This is a genomic window from Flavimaricola marinus (assembly GCF_900184895.1).
GTDB classification, from domain to species: Bacteria; Pseudomonadota; Alphaproteobacteria; order Rhodobacterales; family Rhodobacteraceae; genus Flavimaricola; species Flavimaricola marinus.
Genome location: NZ_FXZK01000011.1, coordinates 105,027 through 124,397 on the forward strand (window position 1 = coordinate 105,027; position 19,371 = coordinate 124,397).

Sequence of the window (19,371 nt, forward strand, 5' to 3'; positions counted from 1 at the left end):
GGCATTTTGTAATAAAGTTGCGCCCGAAGGGCATTTCCCGTCACTTTATTCAGAATCTGGCATTGACGCTCTCGGCGTCACATGCATAAGGTTTCGGCACGCAGAAAAGGGAACGTGATGATCCAGCTTCTAGTCATTGTAGGACACACGCGCATGGGCCGGTAACGGTATTGCCTGAACAGCTTCCCATGCGCCCCCGACAGCCTCGGGGGCTTTTTTATGCCAAACGACGAAAACCGATACGAGCCAGATCAGAAGGACGAAAGAGACCGATGAACAAAACGATGACCGGTGCCAAGATGGTGGTAGAAGCTCTGCGCGATCAGGGCGTCGATACCGTATTCGGCTATCCCGGTGGCGCGGTCCTACCGATCTATGACGAGATCTTTCAGCAAAACCACATTCGGCACATCCTCGTGCGGCACGAACAGGGGGCGGTGCATGCCGCCGAAGGCTATGCCCGCGCAACGGGCAAGCCCGGCGTGGCGCTTGTGACCTCCGGCCCCGGTGCGACGAACGCCGTCACCGGGCTGACCGACGCGCTGATGGATTCGATCCCGATCGTCGTGCTGACAGGTCAGGTTCCGACGTTCATGATCGGCTCTGACGCCTTCCAAGAGGCGGACACCGTAGGCATCACACGGCCCTGCACCAAGCATAACTGGCTGGTCAAGGAAACCGACACCCTGTCGGCGACCCTGCACGAAGCCTTCCACGTGGCCACCTCCGGGCGGCCCGGCCCCGTGCTGGTCGACATTCCCAAGGACGTGCAGTTCGCCACCGGCAACTACACCGAAAAGAAGCTGCGCAAGAGCCACTATCAGCCGCAGCTCAAGGGCGACATCGACGCGATCACCGAGCTGGCCAAGGCGATGGAGACGGCAAAGCGGCCGATCTTCTACACCGGCGGTGGCGTGATCAACACCGGGCCTGCGGGCAGCCAGCTGCTGCGCGAGCTGGTCGAAGCGACGGGCTTTCCGATCACCTCCACGCTGATGGGGTTGGGTGCCTATCCGGCATCGGGCGACAAGTGGCTCGGGATGCTCGGGATGCACGGGCTCTACGAGGCCAACATGGCGATGCACGACTGCGACCTGATGATCAACATCGGGGCGCGGTTCGACGACCGGATCACCGGGCGGCTCGACGCGTTCAGCCCAAAATCGGTCAAGGCGCATATCGACATCGACGCAAGCTCGATCAACAAGGTGATCCGGGTCGATATCCCGATCCTCGGCGATGTGGCGCATGTGCTCGAAGACCTGCTGAAGGTCTGGAAATCGCGCGGACGCAAGACCAACGCCGAAGCCGTGTCCAAATGGTGGGACAAGATCAGGACGTGGCAGGCCGTCGACTGCCTGAAGTACAAGCCCTCCTCGACCGTGATCAAACCGCAATACGCGCTCGAACGGCTCGAAGCACTGACCAAGGACCACGACCGCTACATCTGCACCGAAGTGGGCCAGCACCAGATGTGGGCGGCGCAGTTCCTGGGCTTTGAGGATCCCAATCGCTGGATGACCTCCGGCGGGCTCGGCACCATGGGCTACGGCTTCCCGGCCTCCATCGGGGTGCAGATGGGCCATCCCGACGCGCTGGTCATCAACGTGGCGGGCGAGGCGTCATGGCTGATGAACATGCAAGAGCTCGGCACCGCGATGCAGTTCAACCTGCCGGTCAAGCAGTTCATCCTGAACAACGAGCGGCTCGGCATGGTGCGCCAGTGGCAAGAGCTTCTGCACGGCGAGCGCTATTCGCATTCGTGGTCGGACGCCCTGCCCGATTTCGTCAAGCTGGCCGAGGCGTTCGGTGCCAAGGGCATCCAGTGCAAGGATCCCGCCGATCTGGACGATGCGATCATGGAGATGATCAATCACCCCGGACCGGTGCTCTTTGATTGCCTGGTCGAGAAACACGAAAACTGTTTCCCGATGATCCCGTCCGGAAAGGCCCACAACGAAATGCTGCTCGGCGAAGCCTCGACCAAGGGGGCGATCGACGCGGGCGGCGCGGTGATGGTCTGACATTAACCAATTGTCCGCTCCAAAGGTTAACACCTGGGGCGGACAACGACACCTACGCCATACCGACGTGATACCGACGCATTATCCAAGCCAGAAAGACCTGAAAAATGGCCCCCCTTAAGATTAAGAAAGGCTCGTCGAGCCACTCCGCATACAACCTTCGCGACCCCAATGCAGAGGTCGTCGAACGGCATACGCTGGCCGTCGTCGTCGAGAACGAACCCGGCGTTCTGGCCCGCGTGATCGGTCTGTTTTCCGGCCGCGGCTATAACATCGAAAGCCTCACCGTGGCCGAGGTCGACCACACCGGACACCGCAGCCGCATCACCATCGTGACCGTCGGAACCCCGCATATTATCGAGCAAATTCAAGCACAACTGGGTCGGATCATCCCGGTCCACGAGGTCCATGACCTGACGGTCGAGGGCAGCTCGGTCGAGCGTGAACTGGGCTTGTTCAAGGTTGCCGGCACCGGCGAAAAGCGCGTCGAAGCCCTGCGTTTGGCAGATATCTTCCGGGCCAATGTGGTGGACAGCACGCTGGAGAATTTCGTGTTCGAGATCACCGGCACTCCGGAAAAGATCGACGCCTTTGCCGAACTGATGCGCCCGCTCGGTCTGCAAGAAGTCGCCCGTACCGGCGTCGCCGCCCTCTCCCGCGGCAGCAAGACCCAAGCCTGACACGCCTCCCGCGCGCCTGGAGACTCCAAGCGCGCGGAACCGTTCTTATAACATGATATCAGGCTGTTAGCCTTCCGTCGGGGTCAACTGACCGGCCTCGATCGCGGCTGCTGTTTCATCCGCGTCAAGCACGCCATCGCCTGTCGTATCCATCGTCGAAAACGCCTCTTCCGTCATCGCCGGATATGCGGTGAGAAGTTCCGGGAAACTCAGCATCCCGTCTCCATTGACGTCGATCATCGGGTCGACCTCCTGCGCCGCCGCTGCGCCGGCCAGAAGGGCCACGGCAATGCACGACAGGGCGATTGTCTTGGGATTTGCGGTTTTCATGGATCTTGTCTCCTGTGATTGTTGGACATGGTCGAAGGCGGCTGCCTTCTGGGCCCACCCTGACAAGCCCGCACAACCGGCGCGACAGCGTCGCCGGAAAACACCCCAACTGCGCGAAACCAAGCCCAAAATTGTCTGCAGGCTCCGCGCCGCTCCGCCGAGCAAGCCCCGCTCGGGTGCCATGCGCCAAACCCCACCGATCTCGGCGGAAAAATCGGCAAACCGACGCTGATCCTATGCCCGCGTGACGCGAAAGCAGGGCTGGATTCCCGCGGCCTTTGCTGATTGAGTGCGCCACAAAATAGCAGAGAGCCCCCCATGTCCCCCCGCAAGATCATCATCGACACAGACCCCGGCCAGGATGACGCCGTCGCAATCCTCTTGGCGCTCGGCTCGCCTGATGAGCTTGAAGTGCTCGGCATTACGGCCGTTGCGGGCAACGTGCCTTTGGCGCTTACACAAAAGAACGCCCGGATCGTTTGCGAACTGGCTGGGCGACCGGATGTCGCTGTCTTTGCCGGTTGCGACGCGCCCCTGTCCCGACCGTTGGTCACTGCCGAACACGTGCACGGCAAGACAGGTCTCGACGGCCCCGAAATGGTCGACCCGACGATGCCGCTTCAGGACCAGCACGCCGTCGATTTCATCATCGAAACGCTACGCCGCGAAGCACCCGGCACGGTGACGTTGTGCCCGCTTGGCCCTCTCACGAATATCGCTGCGGCATTTCTGAAGGCCCCCGATATTGTGGAGCGGGTGCAAGAGATCGTCCTGATGGGCGGCGCCTATTTCGAGGTGGGCAACATCACCCCCGCCGCCGAGTTCAACATCTATGTCGATCCGGAAGCGGCGGCGCACGTTTTCGGCGCCGGCGTGCCGCTTGTGGTATTGCCCCTCGACGCGACGCACAAGGTGCTCACGACGACCCCGCGCATCGATGCCTTCCGCGCGATGAACTCGGCCGTCGGTGATACGGTCGCGGCTTGGACCGATTTTTTCGAGAGGTTCGACAAGGAGAAATACGGCTCCGAAGGTGCACCGCTGCACGATCCCTGTGTCATAGCCTATCTGATCAAGCCCGAGCTCTTTTCCGGCCGCAAGATCAACGTGGAGATCGAGGTCGCCTCGGACCTGACGCGTGGCATGACAGTGGCCGACTGGTGGCGCGTGACGGATCGACCGGACAATGCCTTTTTCATCGGCGATGTGGATACCGAAGGGTTCTTCACCCTGCTCACCGAACGATTGGCACGGCTGTGACGACGGCCATCACGCTGGCCACTGCGGAACAGCAGCCCCAGGTCCTTTCCCTGATGGAGCGGCGCGATACGGAAGCGGGCGGCGCACCATGGGACGATTCCGACAACGCGCTTGCCCGGCGTGCGGTTGGACCGCTGCTGCAAGGCGGCAGCGAAGGTGCGATCTGGCTGATCGGTCCGACGCGCGCTCCGTTGGGCTATGCGATCGTCACATTTGGATGGTCAATACCGCTAGCGGGCCGCGAGGGCTGGGTTGAAGACGTGTTCATCCGACCCAACGTCCGTCGGCGCGGGATAGGAACCGAGGTTCTGCATGCCATCGCCGTATCGCTGCGACAGGCCGGGCTGAAGGCACTGCACGTCAGACTGCCCAGTGCTGCGGCCGCAGCCGAGCACTTTTTCGGCGGGGCCGGCTTTGCCACGAACACCGATCTCACGGTGATGACGGATTTGCTCTAGGCACGTGTCGATTGATCAGGATGATCCCTGCCACGACCAGCAAAAGCGAGACGACAAGGGACGGCGCAATCGCTTCATCTAGCAGGAGCCACCCCAAGAACACGCTGAATATCGGCGAGAGAAAGCTGAACGAGGCAACTCCTGACGCAGGATAAATCGACAAAAGCCACAGCCAGAAGAGATAACCCGCACTGACGACGACGACGATCTGAAACGCCAGCCCCCAAAGATGAATTGGCGCGAGGTCGCGGATAAAATCGCCGTAAAACAGGGACATCACCAGCAGAACCGGGGCCGATACGCCTACCTGCCAGATCAACTGCATCTCCGGGCGCAGCTGACGAAGGGCCGAGGATTTCGCCAGTAGCCCGGTCGCCGCCCACAATATTGACGCCACGACCGCCGCAAGATCGCCCCAAAGGCTTCCCACCCCCGGAACCCGGCCAAGCATCGCCCAAACGACCCCCAATAGCGCCAGAACGAGGCCAGCGATCTTGCCCCCGGAGAGCCGCTCTCCAGGCACAAACAGATGTGCGCCGATGACCATCCAGACCGGCATCGAATAGAACAACACGGCGCTGCGACCGACAGTGGTCAAATCCAGAGCGATGAACAAGAACATGAACTCGAACGAGAAGACGAGACCAATCGCAAGGCCGGCCCACCTGACCGCACCCCTGCCGAAATCCAGCGGAATACCGCGAAATCGCAACCATGCCAGCAAGCACAGGACCGCTCCGAGCGAGCGGATTCCCGCAAAGAACACGGGTTGAAGCCCACCATTCGCAACCTTGATCACCACCTGATTGAACGCCAATAGGACGGCGAAACCGGTCAGCGCCACAACCCCGAAGCCATCGATCCGATCTTTTTTGTCCATCCCGCCCGCATGATCAGGCGACACGTCACTGTCAAGCACTCACACAGTTTTCTTTGGGTTAGAAATATCCCGGGGGAGCGCGAAAGCGCGGGGGCAGCGCCCCCAAACCGCTCATCAATTGCGTGCGAAGCACGCTCATTCCGGCAGCATCCATTGACCTTCCGGCCAGAAGGCATGGAAGGCAAATGCGAACATCACGTCATGCACAACGCTTCGCCCATCGGAATCCCGCACGCGCACATTGCCGACCTCCCGGCCGTCGCCGATTGTGGCATCGTCCAAAGCCGACGCCTGCCCCGCCTCCCACGACAGCGTCAACCCGGCGGCGGATATCTCGCCAGCAGAAGACAGCAGGCTGAGGGGCCACGCTCTGTCACCGACGCGCACCACCCGCGCCAATGGCGGGATACCGTGCGGCGGCATCTCACCCCTGTAGAGGAACGGCCGCGCCGAGCTGTCGTAACCGCCATATGGATTCCGCCCGTAATCGCGATTGAACCCTACAGGCTGGTTCATCACCAAGCCATTCGGGTTGCGCTCCTTGAAACTTGACCAGCCTTCGAGCCATCCTGGAAGCATCTCTAGCTCCACCCCCGTCATGTCACCGACGATCCCTTGGCCTGTCGCCTGTTGCCACCAGCTTTCGGTTTCACGGTCAAACATGATCATGTCCGAGTTTCGCAACTTGCCCGTCACGCCAAACGTCAGCGTGTCGGCTCCGACCCGCCGGTCGAATACGACGCCGGAATTGCACAGAGGGCAAAAGGTGACGGCTACAGGAATGCCTCCGACCTCGTCATTGACGATCTCGTGCCAGATCAGATAGCGCACCGGATAGGCCCGCGGCGTCTGGCCCTCGATCTCAAGCACCATGACAGGCTCTACAGCATCTATCCGTGTTTCTTCGGATGCAGGCAGGAAGTCTGGGGCGTTGATTGCGGGGATGCCGTCGCGTGGCGGTCCTCCCGACAGGATTTCCCCCCATGCCTCGATTGCCGTGACGTCGAAATCGGTATTCGGCCACTCACGCGCCCAATCAGTCGGGTCTGCCCCTGCTGCGTTTGCAGTCAGACCAAGCCCGACAATCAAAGAAGCCAGAAATTTGCGCATGTCGCCCTCCACCTGTGCGGCACAGGGTGACGATCTGAGAGGTTTTGCATAGTCCCCTCGCGCCCTTGTGACAGAGCGCGAGAAGCGTTTGGTCTACTCGGTGACCCGCACCGCGGACATCATGTCGGGCTCGCCGATGACGGCTCCATTCTGCCCGGCACCCAGTTTGATCTGGTCAAGCACCTCGAGGCCCGAGGTGACTTCGCCGACCACTGTGTATTGCCCATCCAGGAAGGGACCGGGTGCAAACATGATAAAGAACTGGCTATTGGCCGAGTTCGGATCCTGCGCACGCGCCATCCCGACGACACCCCGATCAAAGGTGATGTCCGAGAACTCCGCCGCGATGTCGGGAAGTTCGGAGCCACCCATCCCGGCCATCCGCATGTCTTCGCCCTTGCGACCGAATTGCACATCGCCGGTTTGCGCCATGAAGCCCTCGATGACACGGTGGAACACCACGCCGTCATAGAGCCCATCAGCCGCAAGCGCGGTGATCTGTGCGACATGATTTGGAGCCACGTCTTCGAACAGGTCGATGACGATGGTGCCGTTGGCCTCGCCGGTCACGTCGATCTCGAGACCGGTCGCAAAGGCCGGGGTGGCGGCAAACATCGCCAGTAGTGCAAGGTTACGCATCTGCGGCAACCTTGACGCTGATCATCCGGTCTGGGTTGGCGGGCGGCTCACCCTTGGCGATCTTGTCGACATGCTCCATGCCGGACACGACCTGACCGTAGACGGTATACTGACCGTTGAGGAAATCGTTGTCCTTGAAGTTGATGAAGAACTGGCTGTTGGCCGAATTCGGGTTGGACGACCGGGCCGCGCCGATGGAGCCACGAGCGTGCGGGATCTTGGAGAACTCAGCCGGCAGGTCCGGCATGTCCGATCCACCCGTGCCAGCCCGGCGAATGCTGAAGTCTTTTTCCATGTTGCCGTTGGCCACGTCACCGGTTTGCGCCATGAACCCGTCGATGACCCGGTGAAACGCCACGTTGTCGTAGGCACCGGAACGCGCGAGCTCCTTCATCCGCGCGCAATGCAACGGCGCCACGTCCGGCAGCAGTTCGATCACCACCTGTCCGTCTTTCAATTCGATCAGGATCGTATTCTCGGGGTCTTTGTAGTCGGCCATCTGGCCCTCCTGTTTGCAGATTTCGGCACAACCTATGGTGCCGGACCAGAATTGCCAAGCACGTGCCTGTTGACCTGAGCGCACAGTCGCGTCAGTTGATTGGGAAACCACCGACAGGAGGCCGAAATGGGCTGGAAATCGCTTGATGACATGGACCTTGCAGGAAAGCGCGTCTTGGTCCGCGTAGATATTAACGTGCCCGTCGAGGACGGTCGCGTCACCGATCCGACCCGGATTGAACGCATTGTTCCGACGGTTAAGGATATTCTGGCGAAGGGCGGCAAACCGATCCTCATGGCCCACTTTGGTCGCCCCAAGGGCAAAGTGGTTCCCGACATGAGCCTGCGTGTGACGCTACCCGCGCTTGAGGCCGCGTTTGGCCAGCCCGTCAAGTTTGCCGACGGCCAATACGCCGCCGCTGTCGACGCACTGGAAGACGGCGATATCCTGCTGATCGAAAATGTCCGCTTCGCCCCCGGCGAGGAAAAGAACGATCCCGACTTCGCGGCACGGCTGGCCAGCCTCGGAGACATCTACTGCAACGACGCCTTCTCCGCAGCGCATCGCGCCCATGCATCCACAGAAGCCATTGCGCGCCTCCTGCCGGCTTGCGCCGGCCGCCTGATGGCGGAGGAACTGGGTGCACTTGAAAAGGCTCTCGGAAATCCCGAGCGTCCTGTCGTGGCTGTCGTGGGTGGCGCAAAGGTGTCGACCAAGCTCGACCTTCTGGGCAACTTGGTGACCCGCGTGGATCATCTGGTTATCGGTGGTGGGATGGCCAATACATTCCTTGCCGCTCAGGGTATCGACGTTGGCAAATCATTGGCCGAGCACGAAATGGCCGACACCGCCCGCGAGATTTTGGGCAAGGCCGAGGCCGCAGGCTGCGAGATCATCCTGCCCTCCGACATCGTGGTCGCCCGCGAGTTCAAGGCCAATGCCGCGCATGAGACAGTCGACGTGTCGGCCTGCCCTGCCGACGCCATGATCCTTGATGCGGGCCCCGATACCGTCGCAAAGATCGTCTCCGTCATCGAAAACGCCAAGACCCTCGTGATGAACGGGCCTCTCGGCGTATTCGAAATGGAGCCGTTCCAGACCGCAACATTCGCCATGCTCGATGCGATCGCGTCGGAAACCAAGGCGGGGCGGCTGGTCTCGATCGCGGGCGGCGGTGACACGGTCGCCGCGATCAACGCGGCAGGCCAGTCCGACGGGTTCAGCTATATCTCGACCGCAGGAGGCGCGTTCCTCGAGTGGATGGAGGGCAAGACCCTGCCCGGCGTGGCCGCTCTCGGCTAATCTGCGGAGCGGTTGCGCTAACAGAATTGCAACTCTCCCCTTCGCTGGCTTATTCGAGGGCAACCAGTCTGATCGAGGAAATCCAAGATGAAAACCACCCGTGTCGTGCAGAAAATCCTGTCCAATTACGAAGGCGAAGCGCCCGGCGTTAAGGCGAACTTGGCCCGCATTCTGATGGAAGGGAAATTGGGCGGCACGGGCAAGATGATCATCCTGCCGGTCGACCAAGGCTTCGAACACGGCCCGGCGCGGTCCTTTGCGCCAAACGCTGCGGGCTATGACCCCCACTACCATTATCAGCTTGCGATTGACGCCGGATTGAATGCCTATGCCGCACCACTCGGGCCGCTCGAGGCCGGGGCCGATACGTTCGCCGGTCAAATTCCGACGATCCTCAAGGTCAATTCCGCCAATTCGCTGATGTCGGGAACGGCGGGCAAAAACCAGGCTGTGACGGCCAGTGTGGATGACGCCCTGCGCCTTGGCTGTGCCGCGATCGGGTTTACCATCTACCCCGGCTCGGACATGGCGATCGACATGATCGAGGAGATCAAGGAGATGCGCCGCGAAGCCGCAGACAAGGGCGTGGCGACTGTCATCTGGTCGTATCCTCGCGGAGAAGGCGTGACCAAGGACGGAGAAACCGCCATCGACGTTGCGGCCTATGCAGCCCACATAGCTGCCCTGCTGGGCGCCCATATCATCAAGATCAAACTCGGCACCGATCATCTCATGCTGCCCGAAGCCAAGAAGGTCTATGAGGCGCAAGAGATCGACATCGCGACCCAGGCCGCACGCGTCCGCCATTGCGTGCAATCGGCCTTTGACGGCCGCCGGCTCATTGTGTTCTCGGGCGGGGCCGCAAAGGGCGCGGACGCTGTGTTCGACGACGCCCGTGCGATCCGCGATGGCGGTGGCAACGGATCGATCATCGGCCGCAACTCGTTCCAGCGGAGCCGGGCCGATGCGCTTGATATGCTCGGCAAGCTGGTGGATATCTACAAAGGCAAAGCCTGACACGAAGGTCGGTGCAAAGTCTAAGGGGAGCGCATGTATCGCGTCGCACTTCTAACTGCGTTCCTGGCGCTGGGAGCTTGCCAACAGGCCCCCAGCGACCAACTGATCGAGCCCGAGAGCGTCTACACCGTGTTGGATGCGGGCCCTGCCCGTCCCTTGCCGGTTTTGGGCCGGATCACCTCGACCTATGCCGGCCAGCCCACTGTATGGAACACGCTTGATTTCTCGGTCGGCGCAATCGACCCTTCAGCCAATGTCACCACCTATGATGGGACCACGCTGCTGTATGTCGGGGGGTATCTTCCGGATCAGGACAACCGCGAGGATTTCGGCCGTCTCAGAATTGAAGCGGAGCTGCCGCAGGGTGCTGTGCCGGGTGCTGCCGGCAATGTCGTCATCGCGGTGATAGACACGCCGGGCTATGACGCCCCGCGATATGTCAGTGGACCGGATGCGCGGCTACAAGTCACCCAGATCGCACCGCCGGTCGATATCAGCGAAGTGTATGGCGAGATCTTTGGCACGTTTGTGGCAACTCTGTGCAGAGCGGCCAGCCGAGAAGCCCCACCGGACACATCGGACTGCAAACCGATTGCAGGTGAATTCTCGACGCAAGGATCAATTCAGGGAATGTGACGGTTTCTCGAATTAAGGATTCACAAACCGATTCGAATATGCGATTCTACTTGAAACGGCCCAGATAGAGGCCGTGGCAAAGGCAGAGCAATGAATCAACGCAATCGACCAGCACTGGGATCCGTCGCCTTCTTGGGCGTCATGGTGCTGCTCGGGCTCTATTTCACCTTTGCCGCGGTGCAGGGCACATACGGCGTCTTCCGCCGGGCCGAGGTTCAGGGCGAAGCCCGTCAACTGACGCAAGAACTGGCGGTTCTGACGGCAGAAGTGGCGCGGATGGAGAACCTTACACACCGGCTCTCTGACGATTTCCTCGATCTTGACCTGCTCGACGAGCAGGCCCGGGACGTGTTGGGCCTGGTTCGCAGCGACGAAATCGTCATTCGCTAAACCTGCCATTTCATTGATCAATGGGTCTGGCTTTCTGTCTTCACAGAATGCCCCTACCCATGCGCGGCTGTCTGTTGTAAAGATCGTTTAATGCTAAACTATCTCTCGAACCGGAGGAGCCGCATAAGATGGCGACCAAGAAAACCGCATCGACACCAGCCAAGAAGGCCAACGTTTCCGCCGAGGAGTTACTCCACCACTACCGCGAAATGCTGTTGATCCGCCGATTCGAGGAGAAGGCAGGTCAACTCTACGGCATGGGGCTCATTGGCGGGTTCTGCCACCTGTATATCGGGCAGGAGGCCGTTGTCGTCGGATTGGAAGCTGCGGCAGAGGAAGGCGACAAGCGCATCACCTCCTATCGCGACCACGGCCACATGCTGGCATGTGGCATGGACCCCAAAGGCATCATGGCCGAGCTTACCGGACGTGAAGGCGGCTTTTCCAAGGGCAAGGGCGGTTCGATGCACATGTTCTCGAAAGAGAAGCATTTCTACGGCGGCCACGGCATCGTTGCAGCACAGGTTCCAATTGGCGCCGGCCTCGCATTTGCCGACAAGTATCTCGGCAATGGTCGGGTGACATTCACCTACTTCGGCGATGGCGCTGCGAACCAGGGTCAGGTCTACGAGGCCTACAACATGGCCGAGCTTTGGGACCTTCCCGTCGTCTTCGTCATCGAGAACAACCAGTATGCCATGGGCACATCGGTTCAGCGGTCGACCAAGTCGCCCTCCCTCTGGGAACGAGGTGCCGCATACGGCATTCCGGGCGAAGAGGTCGACGGGATGAATGTTCTGGCGGTCAAGGAGGCCGGCGAGCGCGCAGTGGCGCACTGCCGTGACGGCAAAGGCCCTTATATCCTCGAGGTCAAGACCTATCGCTATCGCGGCCACTCGATGTCGGATCCGGCCAAGTATCGGACGAGGGAAGAGGTCCAGAAGATGCGCGACGAGCGCGACCCCATCGAAAACGTGCGTCAGATCCTTCTGACCGGAAACCACGCCTCCGAGGAAGACCTCAAGGCCATCGACAAAGAGATCAAAGACGTGGTCAACGCCGCAGCCGAATTCTCGAAAGAAAGCCCAGAGCCTGCACTCGAAGAGTTGTGGACAGACATTTACACCGAAACCGTTCCGCAGGAGGCTTGAGACATGGCAACTCAAATTCTAATGCCCGCCCTGTCGCCGACCATGGAAGAAGGCACACTCGCAAAGTGGCTGGTCAAGGAAGGCGATACCGTCTCCTCCGGTGACATTCTGGCCGAGATCGAGACCGACAAGGCAACGATGGAATTCGAAGCCGTCGACGAAGGTACGATCGGCAAGATTCTGGTCGAGGAAGGCACCGAAGGCGTCAAGGTCAACACCGCTATCGCCGTGCTACTGGAAGAGGGCGAGAGCGCCGATGCCGCTGTAACCAGTTCTGCGCCCGCGGAGGCCGCCGAAGAGGCACCGGCCGAGGCGCCAAAGGCCACCCCGACGACGGCACCCGCCGCGCCCAAAGCCGACCGCACCCCCGACTGGCCGGAAGGCACCGAGGTGAAATCGCAGACGGTTCGTGAAGCTCTACGTGATGCGATGGCCGAGGAAATGCGCCGTGACGATACGGTGTTCCTGATGGGCGAAGAGGTCGCCGAGTATCAGGGCGCTTACAAGATCAGCCAAGGTCTGCTGGACGAGTTCGGCGCCAAGCGCGTGATCGACACCCCGATCACAGAACATGGCTTCACCGGGATCGCCGTTGGCGCCGCTTTTGGCGGGTTGCGCCCGATCGTCGAGTTCATGACGTTTAACTTCGCCATGCAAGCCATTGACCATATTATCAACTCCGCCGCCAAGACGCTCTATATGTCCGGCGGGCAGATGGGGGCACCGATGGTGTTCCGTGGTGCCAACGGCGCCGCAGCCCGTGTCGGTGCGCAGCACAGCCAGGATTATGCGGCATGGTATATGCAGGTGCCTGGCCTCAAGGTCGTGATGCCCTATACCGCCGCGGACGCGAAGGGCCTTCTCAAGACCGCTATTCGCGACCCGAACCCAGTGATCTTTTTGGAGAACGAAATCCTTTACGGCCGCAGCTTTGACGTCCCTGTCATGGATGATTTCACTGTCCCGTTCGGGAAGGCACGCATCGCCCGCGAGGGCAGCGACGCGACGATCGTTTCGTTTGGCATTGGCATGACCTATGCCCTGCAAGCCGCTGAAAAGCTGGCCGAAGACGGCATTGATGCCGAAGTGATCGACCTGCGGTCGCTGCGCCCGATGGATACCTCCACCATTCTCGAGAGTGTGCGCAAGACCAATCGCTGCGTGACTGTCGAGGAAGGCTGGCCGCAAGGCAGCGTCGGCGGCTACATCAGTTCGGTCATCATGCAAGAGGCGTTCGATTACCTCGACGCCCCGGTGATCACCTGCACCGGCAAGGACGTGCCAATGCCGTATGCCGCAAACCTCGAGAAACACGCCCTGTTGACCACGGACGAAGTGGTCGATGCCGTCAAAAAAGTGACCTACCGCTAAGGAGACCGAGCGATGCCAACAGAAATCCTGATGCCCGCCCTGTCCCCCACGATGGAGGAAGGGACCTTGGCGAAATGGCTGGTCAAGGAGGGTGACACCGTCTCCTCTGGAGACCTGCTCGCCGAAATCGAAACGGACAAGGCCACGATGGAATTCGAAGCCGTCGACGAAGGTGTTGTCGGCAAAATTCTGGTTCCCGAAGGAACGGAAGGCGTGAAAGTGAACACGGCGATTGCCGTGCTACTGGAAGACGGTGAGAGCGCCGATGATATCGGCTCTGCTCCCGCCTCCAAGGCCGCTCCGAAATCGGAAGACGCGGCTCCAAAGGAAGAGGCCGCCCCAGCTGCGGCCCCTGCCAGCACCCCTGCCCCGAAAGGTGATGGCGACCGCGTCTTTGCGTCGCCTCTGGCCCGTCGCATTGCCAAGGACAAGGGCTTGGACCTTTCGGCAATCAATGGCTCCGGACCTCATGGCCGGATTGTCAAAGCCGACGTGGAGAACGCCAAGCCCGGCGCGGCCGCTGCACCCGCAGCAGCCTCTGCTCCTGCAAAAGCCGCCGTTCCCGCCGCTGCTCCGGCTGGCCCTTCGACCGACGCGATTCTCAAGATGTACGAAGGCCGCGAGTTCGAGGAAATCAAGCTCGACGGGATGCGCAAGACGATTGCAGCGCGCCTGACCGAAGCCAAGCAGACGATCCCCCATTTCTATCTACGCCGCGACATCCAGTTGGATGCGCTGCTGAAATTCCGGGGGCAGTTGAACAAACAGCTTGAAGGCCGTGGCGTGAAGCTTTCGGTCAACGACTTCATCATCAAGGCCTGCGCTCTGGCACTGCAATCCGTCCCGGACGCCAACTCTGTCTGGGCCGGAGATCGGACCCTCAAGCTCAAGCCGTCCGACGTGGCCGTCGCCGTGGCCATCGAAGGCGGCCTGTTCACGCCTGTTCTGAAAGACGCCGAGATGAAATCATTGTCGGCTTTGTCCGCCGAAATGAAGGATCTGGCGACCCGCGCACGGGATCGCAAACTGGCTCCGCACGAGTATCAGGGCGGCAGCTTTGCCATCTCCAACCTCGGCATGTTCGGCATCGACAACTTCGATGCGGTGATCAACCCACCACATGGGGCGATCCTCGCAGTTGGTGCGGGCGTCAAGAAGCCCGTCGTCGGCGCGGATGGTGAGCTGGCCGTGGCAACGGTGATGTCCGTGACCTTGTCTGTCGATCATCGGGTCATTGATGGGGCGCTCGGTGCGCAACTGCTTGAGGCGATCAAGTCCAATCTTGAGAACCCGATGGTGATGCTCGCCTAACGGCAGTTGACGAGACATGGAAAAAAGGGCCCCGGTGTAGATCGCATCGGGGCCCTTTTTCATTATCCTGTCTAGTTTGGGCGGCGGCCCGCGTCAGTCCTGGCCAGCGCGCGGCGTCATCTGGAGCAGCTGATCCATGGAAATGGCCGGCTGATCACATCCCGCCTCGCCGACGATCTTGGCCGGCACGCCAGCAACGGTCTTGCAGGCGGGCACGTCGGCCAACACCACCGATCCAGCCGCGATTCGGCTGCAGTGACCCACCCGAATGTTGCCAAGCACCTTGGCCCCTGCCCCGATCAGCACGCCGTCTTCGATCTTGGGGTGCCGATCGTCGTCTTCCTTGCCTGTGCCGCCCAAAGTGACGGAATGCAGCATCGACACGTTGTCGCCAACGACCGCCGTTTCACCGATCACGATGGAATGCGCGTGGTCTATCATCAGCCCCTTACCGATACGGGCGGCCGGATGGATATCCACACCGAAGACTTCGCTCACCCGCATCTGGATGAAATAGGCCAGATCGTGCCGCCCCTGCTGCCAGAGCCAGTGCCCAAGTCGATAGGCTTGGATCGCCTGAAAGCCCTTGAAGTAGAGCAAGGGCTGCATCAACCGATGGCAGGCCGGGTCCCGCTCGAAGATCGCGGCCAAGTCCGCACGCGCGGATTCGATCAACTTTGGTTCGGCCACATAGGCCGAATCCGCGATTTCACGCAGGATTTGCTCCGACATTTCGCCAGATGCCAGCTTGAGTGAAATCCGGTACGCCAAGGCCCGGTCCAATGTGCGGTGATGCAAGATGCCCGAATGGATCAGGCCGCCCATAAGTGGCTCTGCCGCGATCGCTGCTTCCGCCTCTCCGCAGATCCTGTCCCAAACAGGATCGAGTTCGGCGAGTGCGCGTTGTCTTTGTGCCATTGGCCATGCCTCCGTTTGGACCTGTCTACTCCAAATAGGCACGATCGGAAAAGACAAAAGGCGTGATGTGATCGTTCACGAGGTGTGATCCTCCCTCCCGCCCGCCATTCGGGAGCGCCAATTGCTCAGTCTTTCCAGCATCATAGTCAAGCATTCACAATAAGATGAGTCGCAACGCGGCGGACGCGGCACCTGCCCCGCCCGCCATGCCGCAGCGCCGAGCGAACCATCGCCGAAGTCAGGGTGCAGACGCCCCGTCCGCTTGCGGAACCGATCGGCAAGGTCAGCTGCATGCAGTATGCCATCGGCCTTGATCGCCCGCTCACATGCTGGGCCTTGCATAAGAGCCCGTGCGCATGCATCGAGATCACTCGGCAAGACCGGGCGCATCAGCTGGATGCCAGTTGCAGCGAGCGCGCGGGCCCCGGTCCGAACGACTCCGACACCTGTGCTACAGAGACAACGACTTCCCCTGTCCCATCCGCCGTCTGCATGGCATCAGTATAGAGCCAACTCGTAGAGCTGACCTGTGTCTGCCGTTTCACCACGCCGTCAACGGTGACGCTGACATCATAGAGTTCGGTGGTTTCGCCGAGAGGCACATCGCTCTGGTTCCAGCTGTCTCCTCCAGTCCGCGTGCGACGTATCCAGCTTACCGTCAGATCACCATTCTCGGTGGAGTCGGCTCGCAGATGACACACGGAATACGGGCGCAACCCGATGCCGCGGAACGCCGTTTCAAGATGTCGATACGTCGAATCGTCGATTGGCTTTTGTGCAGGGCCCCAGCGGTAGTGCTGAGTGACGTCGCGAGCCGAGCTGGCCAACTGGATTTGGGTCGGCACACCATCTAGAAGAACGAACCGGCTCCCCTCCGGCCAATCCTGCGGCATCACGCCGTCGCTGCCGGCCTGACCGCGCAGCCGTAATGTGATGTCGTAGGTATTCGGACCGACGAGTTCGGCATTGGCGAACTGGAACACCTCCCAAGTATCGCTTTGACCGTCGCCGATGGCGGCCAGGTTCAACCCGGAAAGCACTTCCGCTTCGGATACCGACCGCAGGCTTCCTCGGACCAGCTTCACCCGCAGCGCAGGACCTCGATCCCAACGGCCCGGCGACACCGCTGCCATATTGGTCTGTGTGCTGCCGACCGTCGCCGAGATGGGCAGCACCTTGTTGATGACATAGCCGTTGTCCTGTGGCGCGGAATAGAGCGCGACCTGACCCGGCCACGGCTCCGACGTCATGGCCACATGTGGAGCGTGAGGTTGCTCTTCTCCCGTCAACAGCGGCAGATCGAGAAAAACAGCCTCCACCGGCACCGGCGCAACAAACGCTTTGGTCTGTGTGGCGTCATCCATTGACTCGTTGGGTCGATAGGTCTCCGGCTCGACCCGAACCGCCTCCATTTCCTGAAAGGTCGTGGTCTCGACACGGTCGATGCGCCATAGATCGCGACGCCCGTCGGCATCGATTTCCAGCACGTCCCCAGCGCCATAGGGGATACCGGACGGGGGCAATCCGAAGCGTGCCGTATCACGGGCAACCCTTGCCTCCGCCAGCCAGCGCTCTGCGATCCGCCGTCCTTCGCCCGTGGTCAAAGCGAGCGGCAGTTCACTTTGATTGACGGACGCCAAGGCGTCATCGGGGAAGATCGCTTCCGCGGCGCGCATCTCATAGTCGCCATCCGCATCGACGAACCCAACCCTAGCGGTTCCGACAACTTCGGCCGACGGCGCACGCGTGAGCTCCAGCGTCGGCATGCCTTCTTGCTCATATACCAGATTATCTCCGGTGATCTGTGCATCGGCCCTGCCGTCGCGACTGCGGAACTCCAAGATCCCGTCCCGCTCTATGGCGTCAAAGCCGTAGGCCACCATGAGCACCTGAAGAGCGGACCTTGCGGTATCCGTGTCGTCCACCTGATAGCCGCGCACCACACCATAAAGGCGGGATGTGTCCACATTGTCGATCCCGGCCCGTTCGCAGATTTCAGCCACGACAGAGGCCAACGACCGCGAGCTGCTGCGACCATTGATCCAATGCCCCCGCGCGTAGTTCGCCCCGTCGGACCACAATTCGGTGTTGAGCGGAAAGGCCGGATAAGGACGTGCATCCCACGCCCAAACATGGGCGCGCGCCATGTCGACCATTGCGCCCCCATAAACGTCCGAGACCGGGTTCGCTTCGTCGTCCGCGAAATGCCGATGGATCGCCCGCAGATATTGCATTTGGATGAAGTCGTCGCGCAACCCGTTGGAATGTCTTGGTAGAAACGACTCCGATGATTTTGGATCGAGGAACTTGTTGGGCTCGTTGGTGCCCTTGTCGATTGCAGCACAACCGATTTCGGTAAACCAGATCGGCTTGCTCTTGGGTTCCCAAGCGGTTGGCGTTTCCTGCCTGACACCGTTGATCCGGTTCCGGTGCTGGTTTTGCGACCAGCCCTTGATGTCCTTGTAACGCCAGACCCAATCCTCACCGTGAAAATCTTCGATAGGCGTGCGGATCTGCGCGGACAGGGCCTCCGGAGAATGGTAATACCAGTCGTATCCTTCTACACCCGCCAAATTGCCTGTGAGATAGCCCAGGTTTTGGATCGGGCCAGCGTCCAGAAAAGAGTCTTGGCCTCAGGTCACCGCGGTACCGCAAATGCAAAATAATATGATGAACCTCAATCGATAGCCCTTGCGGACCCGCGGAGCGCTATTTCCAAGAGTTATTGTCTCCCAGCTTCTCGCATCGCTAAGGTCCATTATTCTGACCGCTGAAGATTGCCGCCACAAATACTTGCCAATGTCGGTCGACATCGGCAAAAAGAGTGTGAAGGTTGATTGACCTGTACAATGCAACATCTAGCCGGCCAATATCAGCGCGAGTCGGTTGGCGTTCAAGTAGGTTCACGCCCCATAAATATCAATTGAAGGATATAATTCAGTGCGCGAAAGCAGAACAGTGGGCATGTATCTTCTTTTCTCGCTGAGCGATGCGCAGAAGATATGTCTGGAACCCTGCCTTCCCGTATCCCCGGTAAGTGGCGTGTTGGTCATCAGCGCGTACTGACCGGATCACATTCATAAACCATCATGGTGTACTATGGCGAGATACGCCGAAGAAATATGGCACACTGAAAACGCTCTATAACCGTTGGGAGCTTAGGGCTCAGGCTCATTGATCTTCAAAGCCAGAACATGACGGTTTCCGCGAGTGCGACGGCGGACAGGAAGATCTTGGCGCATCTGTCATAGCAGGTTGCGACTCTGCACCAGTCTTTTAGGCGACCGAACATGATCTCGATGCGGTTGCGGTGGCGATAGCGCCGTTTTGTCGTAGCGAACAGCTTTGCGGCGTGACTTCCAACCGGGGATGCAGGGGCGTATCCCCTTGTCTTT

18 protein-coding genes and 2 pseudogenes are annotated in these 19,371 nt (G+C 60.4%); 11 read left to right on the plus strand and 9 right to left on the minus strand.

Going from position 1 to position 19,371, the window contains the following annotated elements; genetic code table 11:
- Positions 1-272 precede the first annotated feature (272 nt).
- Together LOM8899_RS19160 and ilvN are read left to right on the plus strand one after the other, a co-directional pair.
- Positions 273-2,024: an acetolactate synthase 3 large subunit gene (locus tag LOM8899_RS19160; protein WP_093993863.1), complete on the plus strand. Its 1,752-nt coding sequence runs from the start codon at positions 273-275 to the stop codon at positions 2,022-2,024.
- 107 nt (positions 2,025-2,131) lie between these two features.
- Positions 2,132-2,704, plus strand: coding sequence for an acetolactate synthase small subunit (gene ilvN, locus LOM8899_RS19165; protein WP_093993864.1), 573 nt, complete (start codon positions 2,132-2,134; stop codon positions 2,702-2,704).
- Positions 2,705-2,770: 66 nt separating this feature from the next.
- Here the strand turns inward: ilvN and LOM8899_RS19170 are convergent, their stop codons facing one another.
- A complete protein-coding gene (locus tag LOM8899_RS19170) occupies positions 2,771-3,034 on the minus strand; it encodes an EF-hand domain-containing protein (RefSeq protein ID WP_093993865.1) in 264 nt (87 codons plus the stop codon).
- Between the two features lie 318 nt (positions 3,035-3,352).
- Here LOM8899_RS19170 and LOM8899_RS19175 point away from each other — a divergent pair, with 318 nt between their 5' ends.
- A complete protein-coding gene (locus tag LOM8899_RS19175) occupies positions 3,353-4,294 on the plus strand; it encodes a nucleoside hydrolase (RefSeq protein WP_093993866.1) in 942 nt (313 codons plus the stop codon).
- Positions 4,291-4,752, plus strand: coding sequence for a GNAT family N-acetyltransferase (locus LOM8899_RS19180; protein WP_093993867.1), 462 nt, complete (start codon positions 4,291-4,293; stop codon positions 4,750-4,752). The genes LOM8899_RS19175 and LOM8899_RS19180 overlap by 4 nt, the downstream gene beginning before the upstream one ends.
- Here LOM8899_RS19180 and LOM8899_RS19185 read toward each other — a convergent pair.
- From LOM8899_RS19185 to LOM8899_RS19200, 4 genes are all read right to left on the minus strand, one after another.
- Positions 4,727-5,632, minus strand: a complete 906-nt coding sequence (locus LOM8899_RS19185) for a DMT family transporter (RefSeq protein ID WP_093993868.1) — start codon at positions 5,630-5,632, stop codon at positions 4,727-4,729. The genes LOM8899_RS19180 and LOM8899_RS19185 overlap by 26 nt on opposite strands.
- Positions 5,633-5,767: 135 nt before the next feature.
- A complete protein-coding gene (locus LOM8899_RS19190; protein WP_093993889.1) occupies positions 5,768-6,742 on the minus strand; it encodes a DUF3179 domain-containing protein in 975 nt (324 codons plus the stop codon).
- Positions 6,743-6,835: 93 nt separating this feature from the next.
- Entirely contained in the window at positions 6,836-7,381 is a 546-nt protein-coding gene (locus tag LOM8899_RS19195; protein WP_093993869.1) for a peptidylprolyl isomerase, read from the minus strand.
- On the minus strand, positions 7,374-7,880 hold the full coding sequence (locus LOM8899_RS19200; RefSeq protein WP_093993870.1) for a peptidylprolyl isomerase: 507 nt from the start codon (positions 7,878-7,880) through the stop codon (positions 7,374-7,376). The genes LOM8899_RS19195 and LOM8899_RS19200 overlap by 8 nt, the downstream gene beginning before the upstream one ends.
- A gap of 126 nt (positions 7,881-8,006) precedes the next feature.
- On the opposite strand from LOM8899_RS19200, the gene LOM8899_RS19205 reads away from it, so the two are divergent.
- The 7 genes from LOM8899_RS19205 (at position 8,007) to LOM8899_RS19235 (ending at position 15,058) form a co-directional block, all read left to right on the plus strand.
- Positions 8,007-9,182 (plus strand): phosphoglycerate kinase, encoded by a 1,176-nt coding sequence (locus LOM8899_RS19205; protein ID WP_093993871.1) that lies wholly within the window; start codon positions 8,007-8,009, stop codon positions 9,180-9,182.
- 87 nt (positions 9,183-9,269) lie between these two features.
- Complete coding sequence (locus tag LOM8899_RS19210) at positions 9,270-10,199, plus strand: class I fructose-bisphosphate aldolase (RefSeq protein ID WP_093993872.1); 930 nt, start codon at positions 9,270-9,272, stop codon at positions 10,197-10,199.
- Positions 10,200-10,232: 33 nt separating this feature from the next.
- Positions 10,233-10,835: a hypothetical protein gene (locus LOM8899_RS19215; RefSeq protein WP_093993873.1), complete on the plus strand. Its 603-nt coding sequence runs from the start codon at positions 10,233-10,235 to the stop codon at positions 10,833-10,835.
- Between the two features lie 90 nt (positions 10,836-10,925).
- Complete coding sequence (locus LOM8899_RS19220) at positions 10,926-11,225, plus strand: FtsB family cell division protein (RefSeq protein ID WP_093993874.1); 300 nt, start codon at positions 10,926-10,928, stop codon at positions 11,223-11,225.
- A gap of 128 nt (positions 11,226-11,353) precedes the next feature.
- Positions 11,354-12,376, plus strand: coding sequence for a pyruvate dehydrogenase (acetyl-transferring) E1 component subunit alpha (gene pdhA / locus LOM8899_RS19225; protein WP_093993875.1), 1,023 nt, complete (start codon positions 11,354-11,356; stop codon positions 12,374-12,376).
- 3 nt (positions 12,377-12,379) lie between these two features.
- Positions 12,380-13,747, plus strand: a complete 1,368-nt coding sequence (locus LOM8899_RS19230; protein WP_093993876.1) for a pyruvate dehydrogenase complex E1 component subunit beta — start codon at positions 12,380-12,382, stop codon at positions 13,745-13,747.
- 12 nt (positions 13,748-13,759) lie between these two features.
- Positions 13,760-15,058, plus strand: coding sequence for a pyruvate dehydrogenase complex dihydrolipoamide acetyltransferase (locus LOM8899_RS19235; protein ID WP_093993877.1), 1,299 nt, complete (start codon positions 13,760-13,762; stop codon positions 15,056-15,058).
- 93 nt (positions 15,059-15,151) lie between these two features.
- Here the strand turns inward: LOM8899_RS19235 and cysE are convergent, their stop codons facing one another.
- The 4 genes and pseudogenes from cysE to LOM8899_RS19250 all read right to left on the minus strand — a co-directional run.
- Positions 15,152-15,976, minus strand: coding sequence for a serine O-acetyltransferase (cysE, locus tag LOM8899_RS19240; protein ID WP_093993878.1), 825 nt, complete (start codon positions 15,974-15,976; stop codon positions 15,152-15,154).
- Between the two features lie 75 nt (positions 15,977-16,051).
- Positions 16,052-16,366, minus strand: a complete 315-nt coding sequence (locus tag LOM8899_RS24010; protein ID WP_442345827.1) for a DUF7742 family protein — start codon at positions 16,364-16,366, stop codon at positions 16,052-16,054.
- Positions 16,366-18,588 (minus strand): annotated as a pseudogene (locus tag LOM8899_RS19245) (baseplate multidomain protein megatron); the annotation flags it as partial. The pseudogene LOM8899_RS19245 and the gene LOM8899_RS24010, both read right to left, overlap by 1 nt.
- Before the next feature lie 569 nt (positions 18,589-19,157).
- A pseudogene (locus LOM8899_RS19250) lies at positions 19,158-19,371 on the minus strand (transposase); the annotation flags it as partial.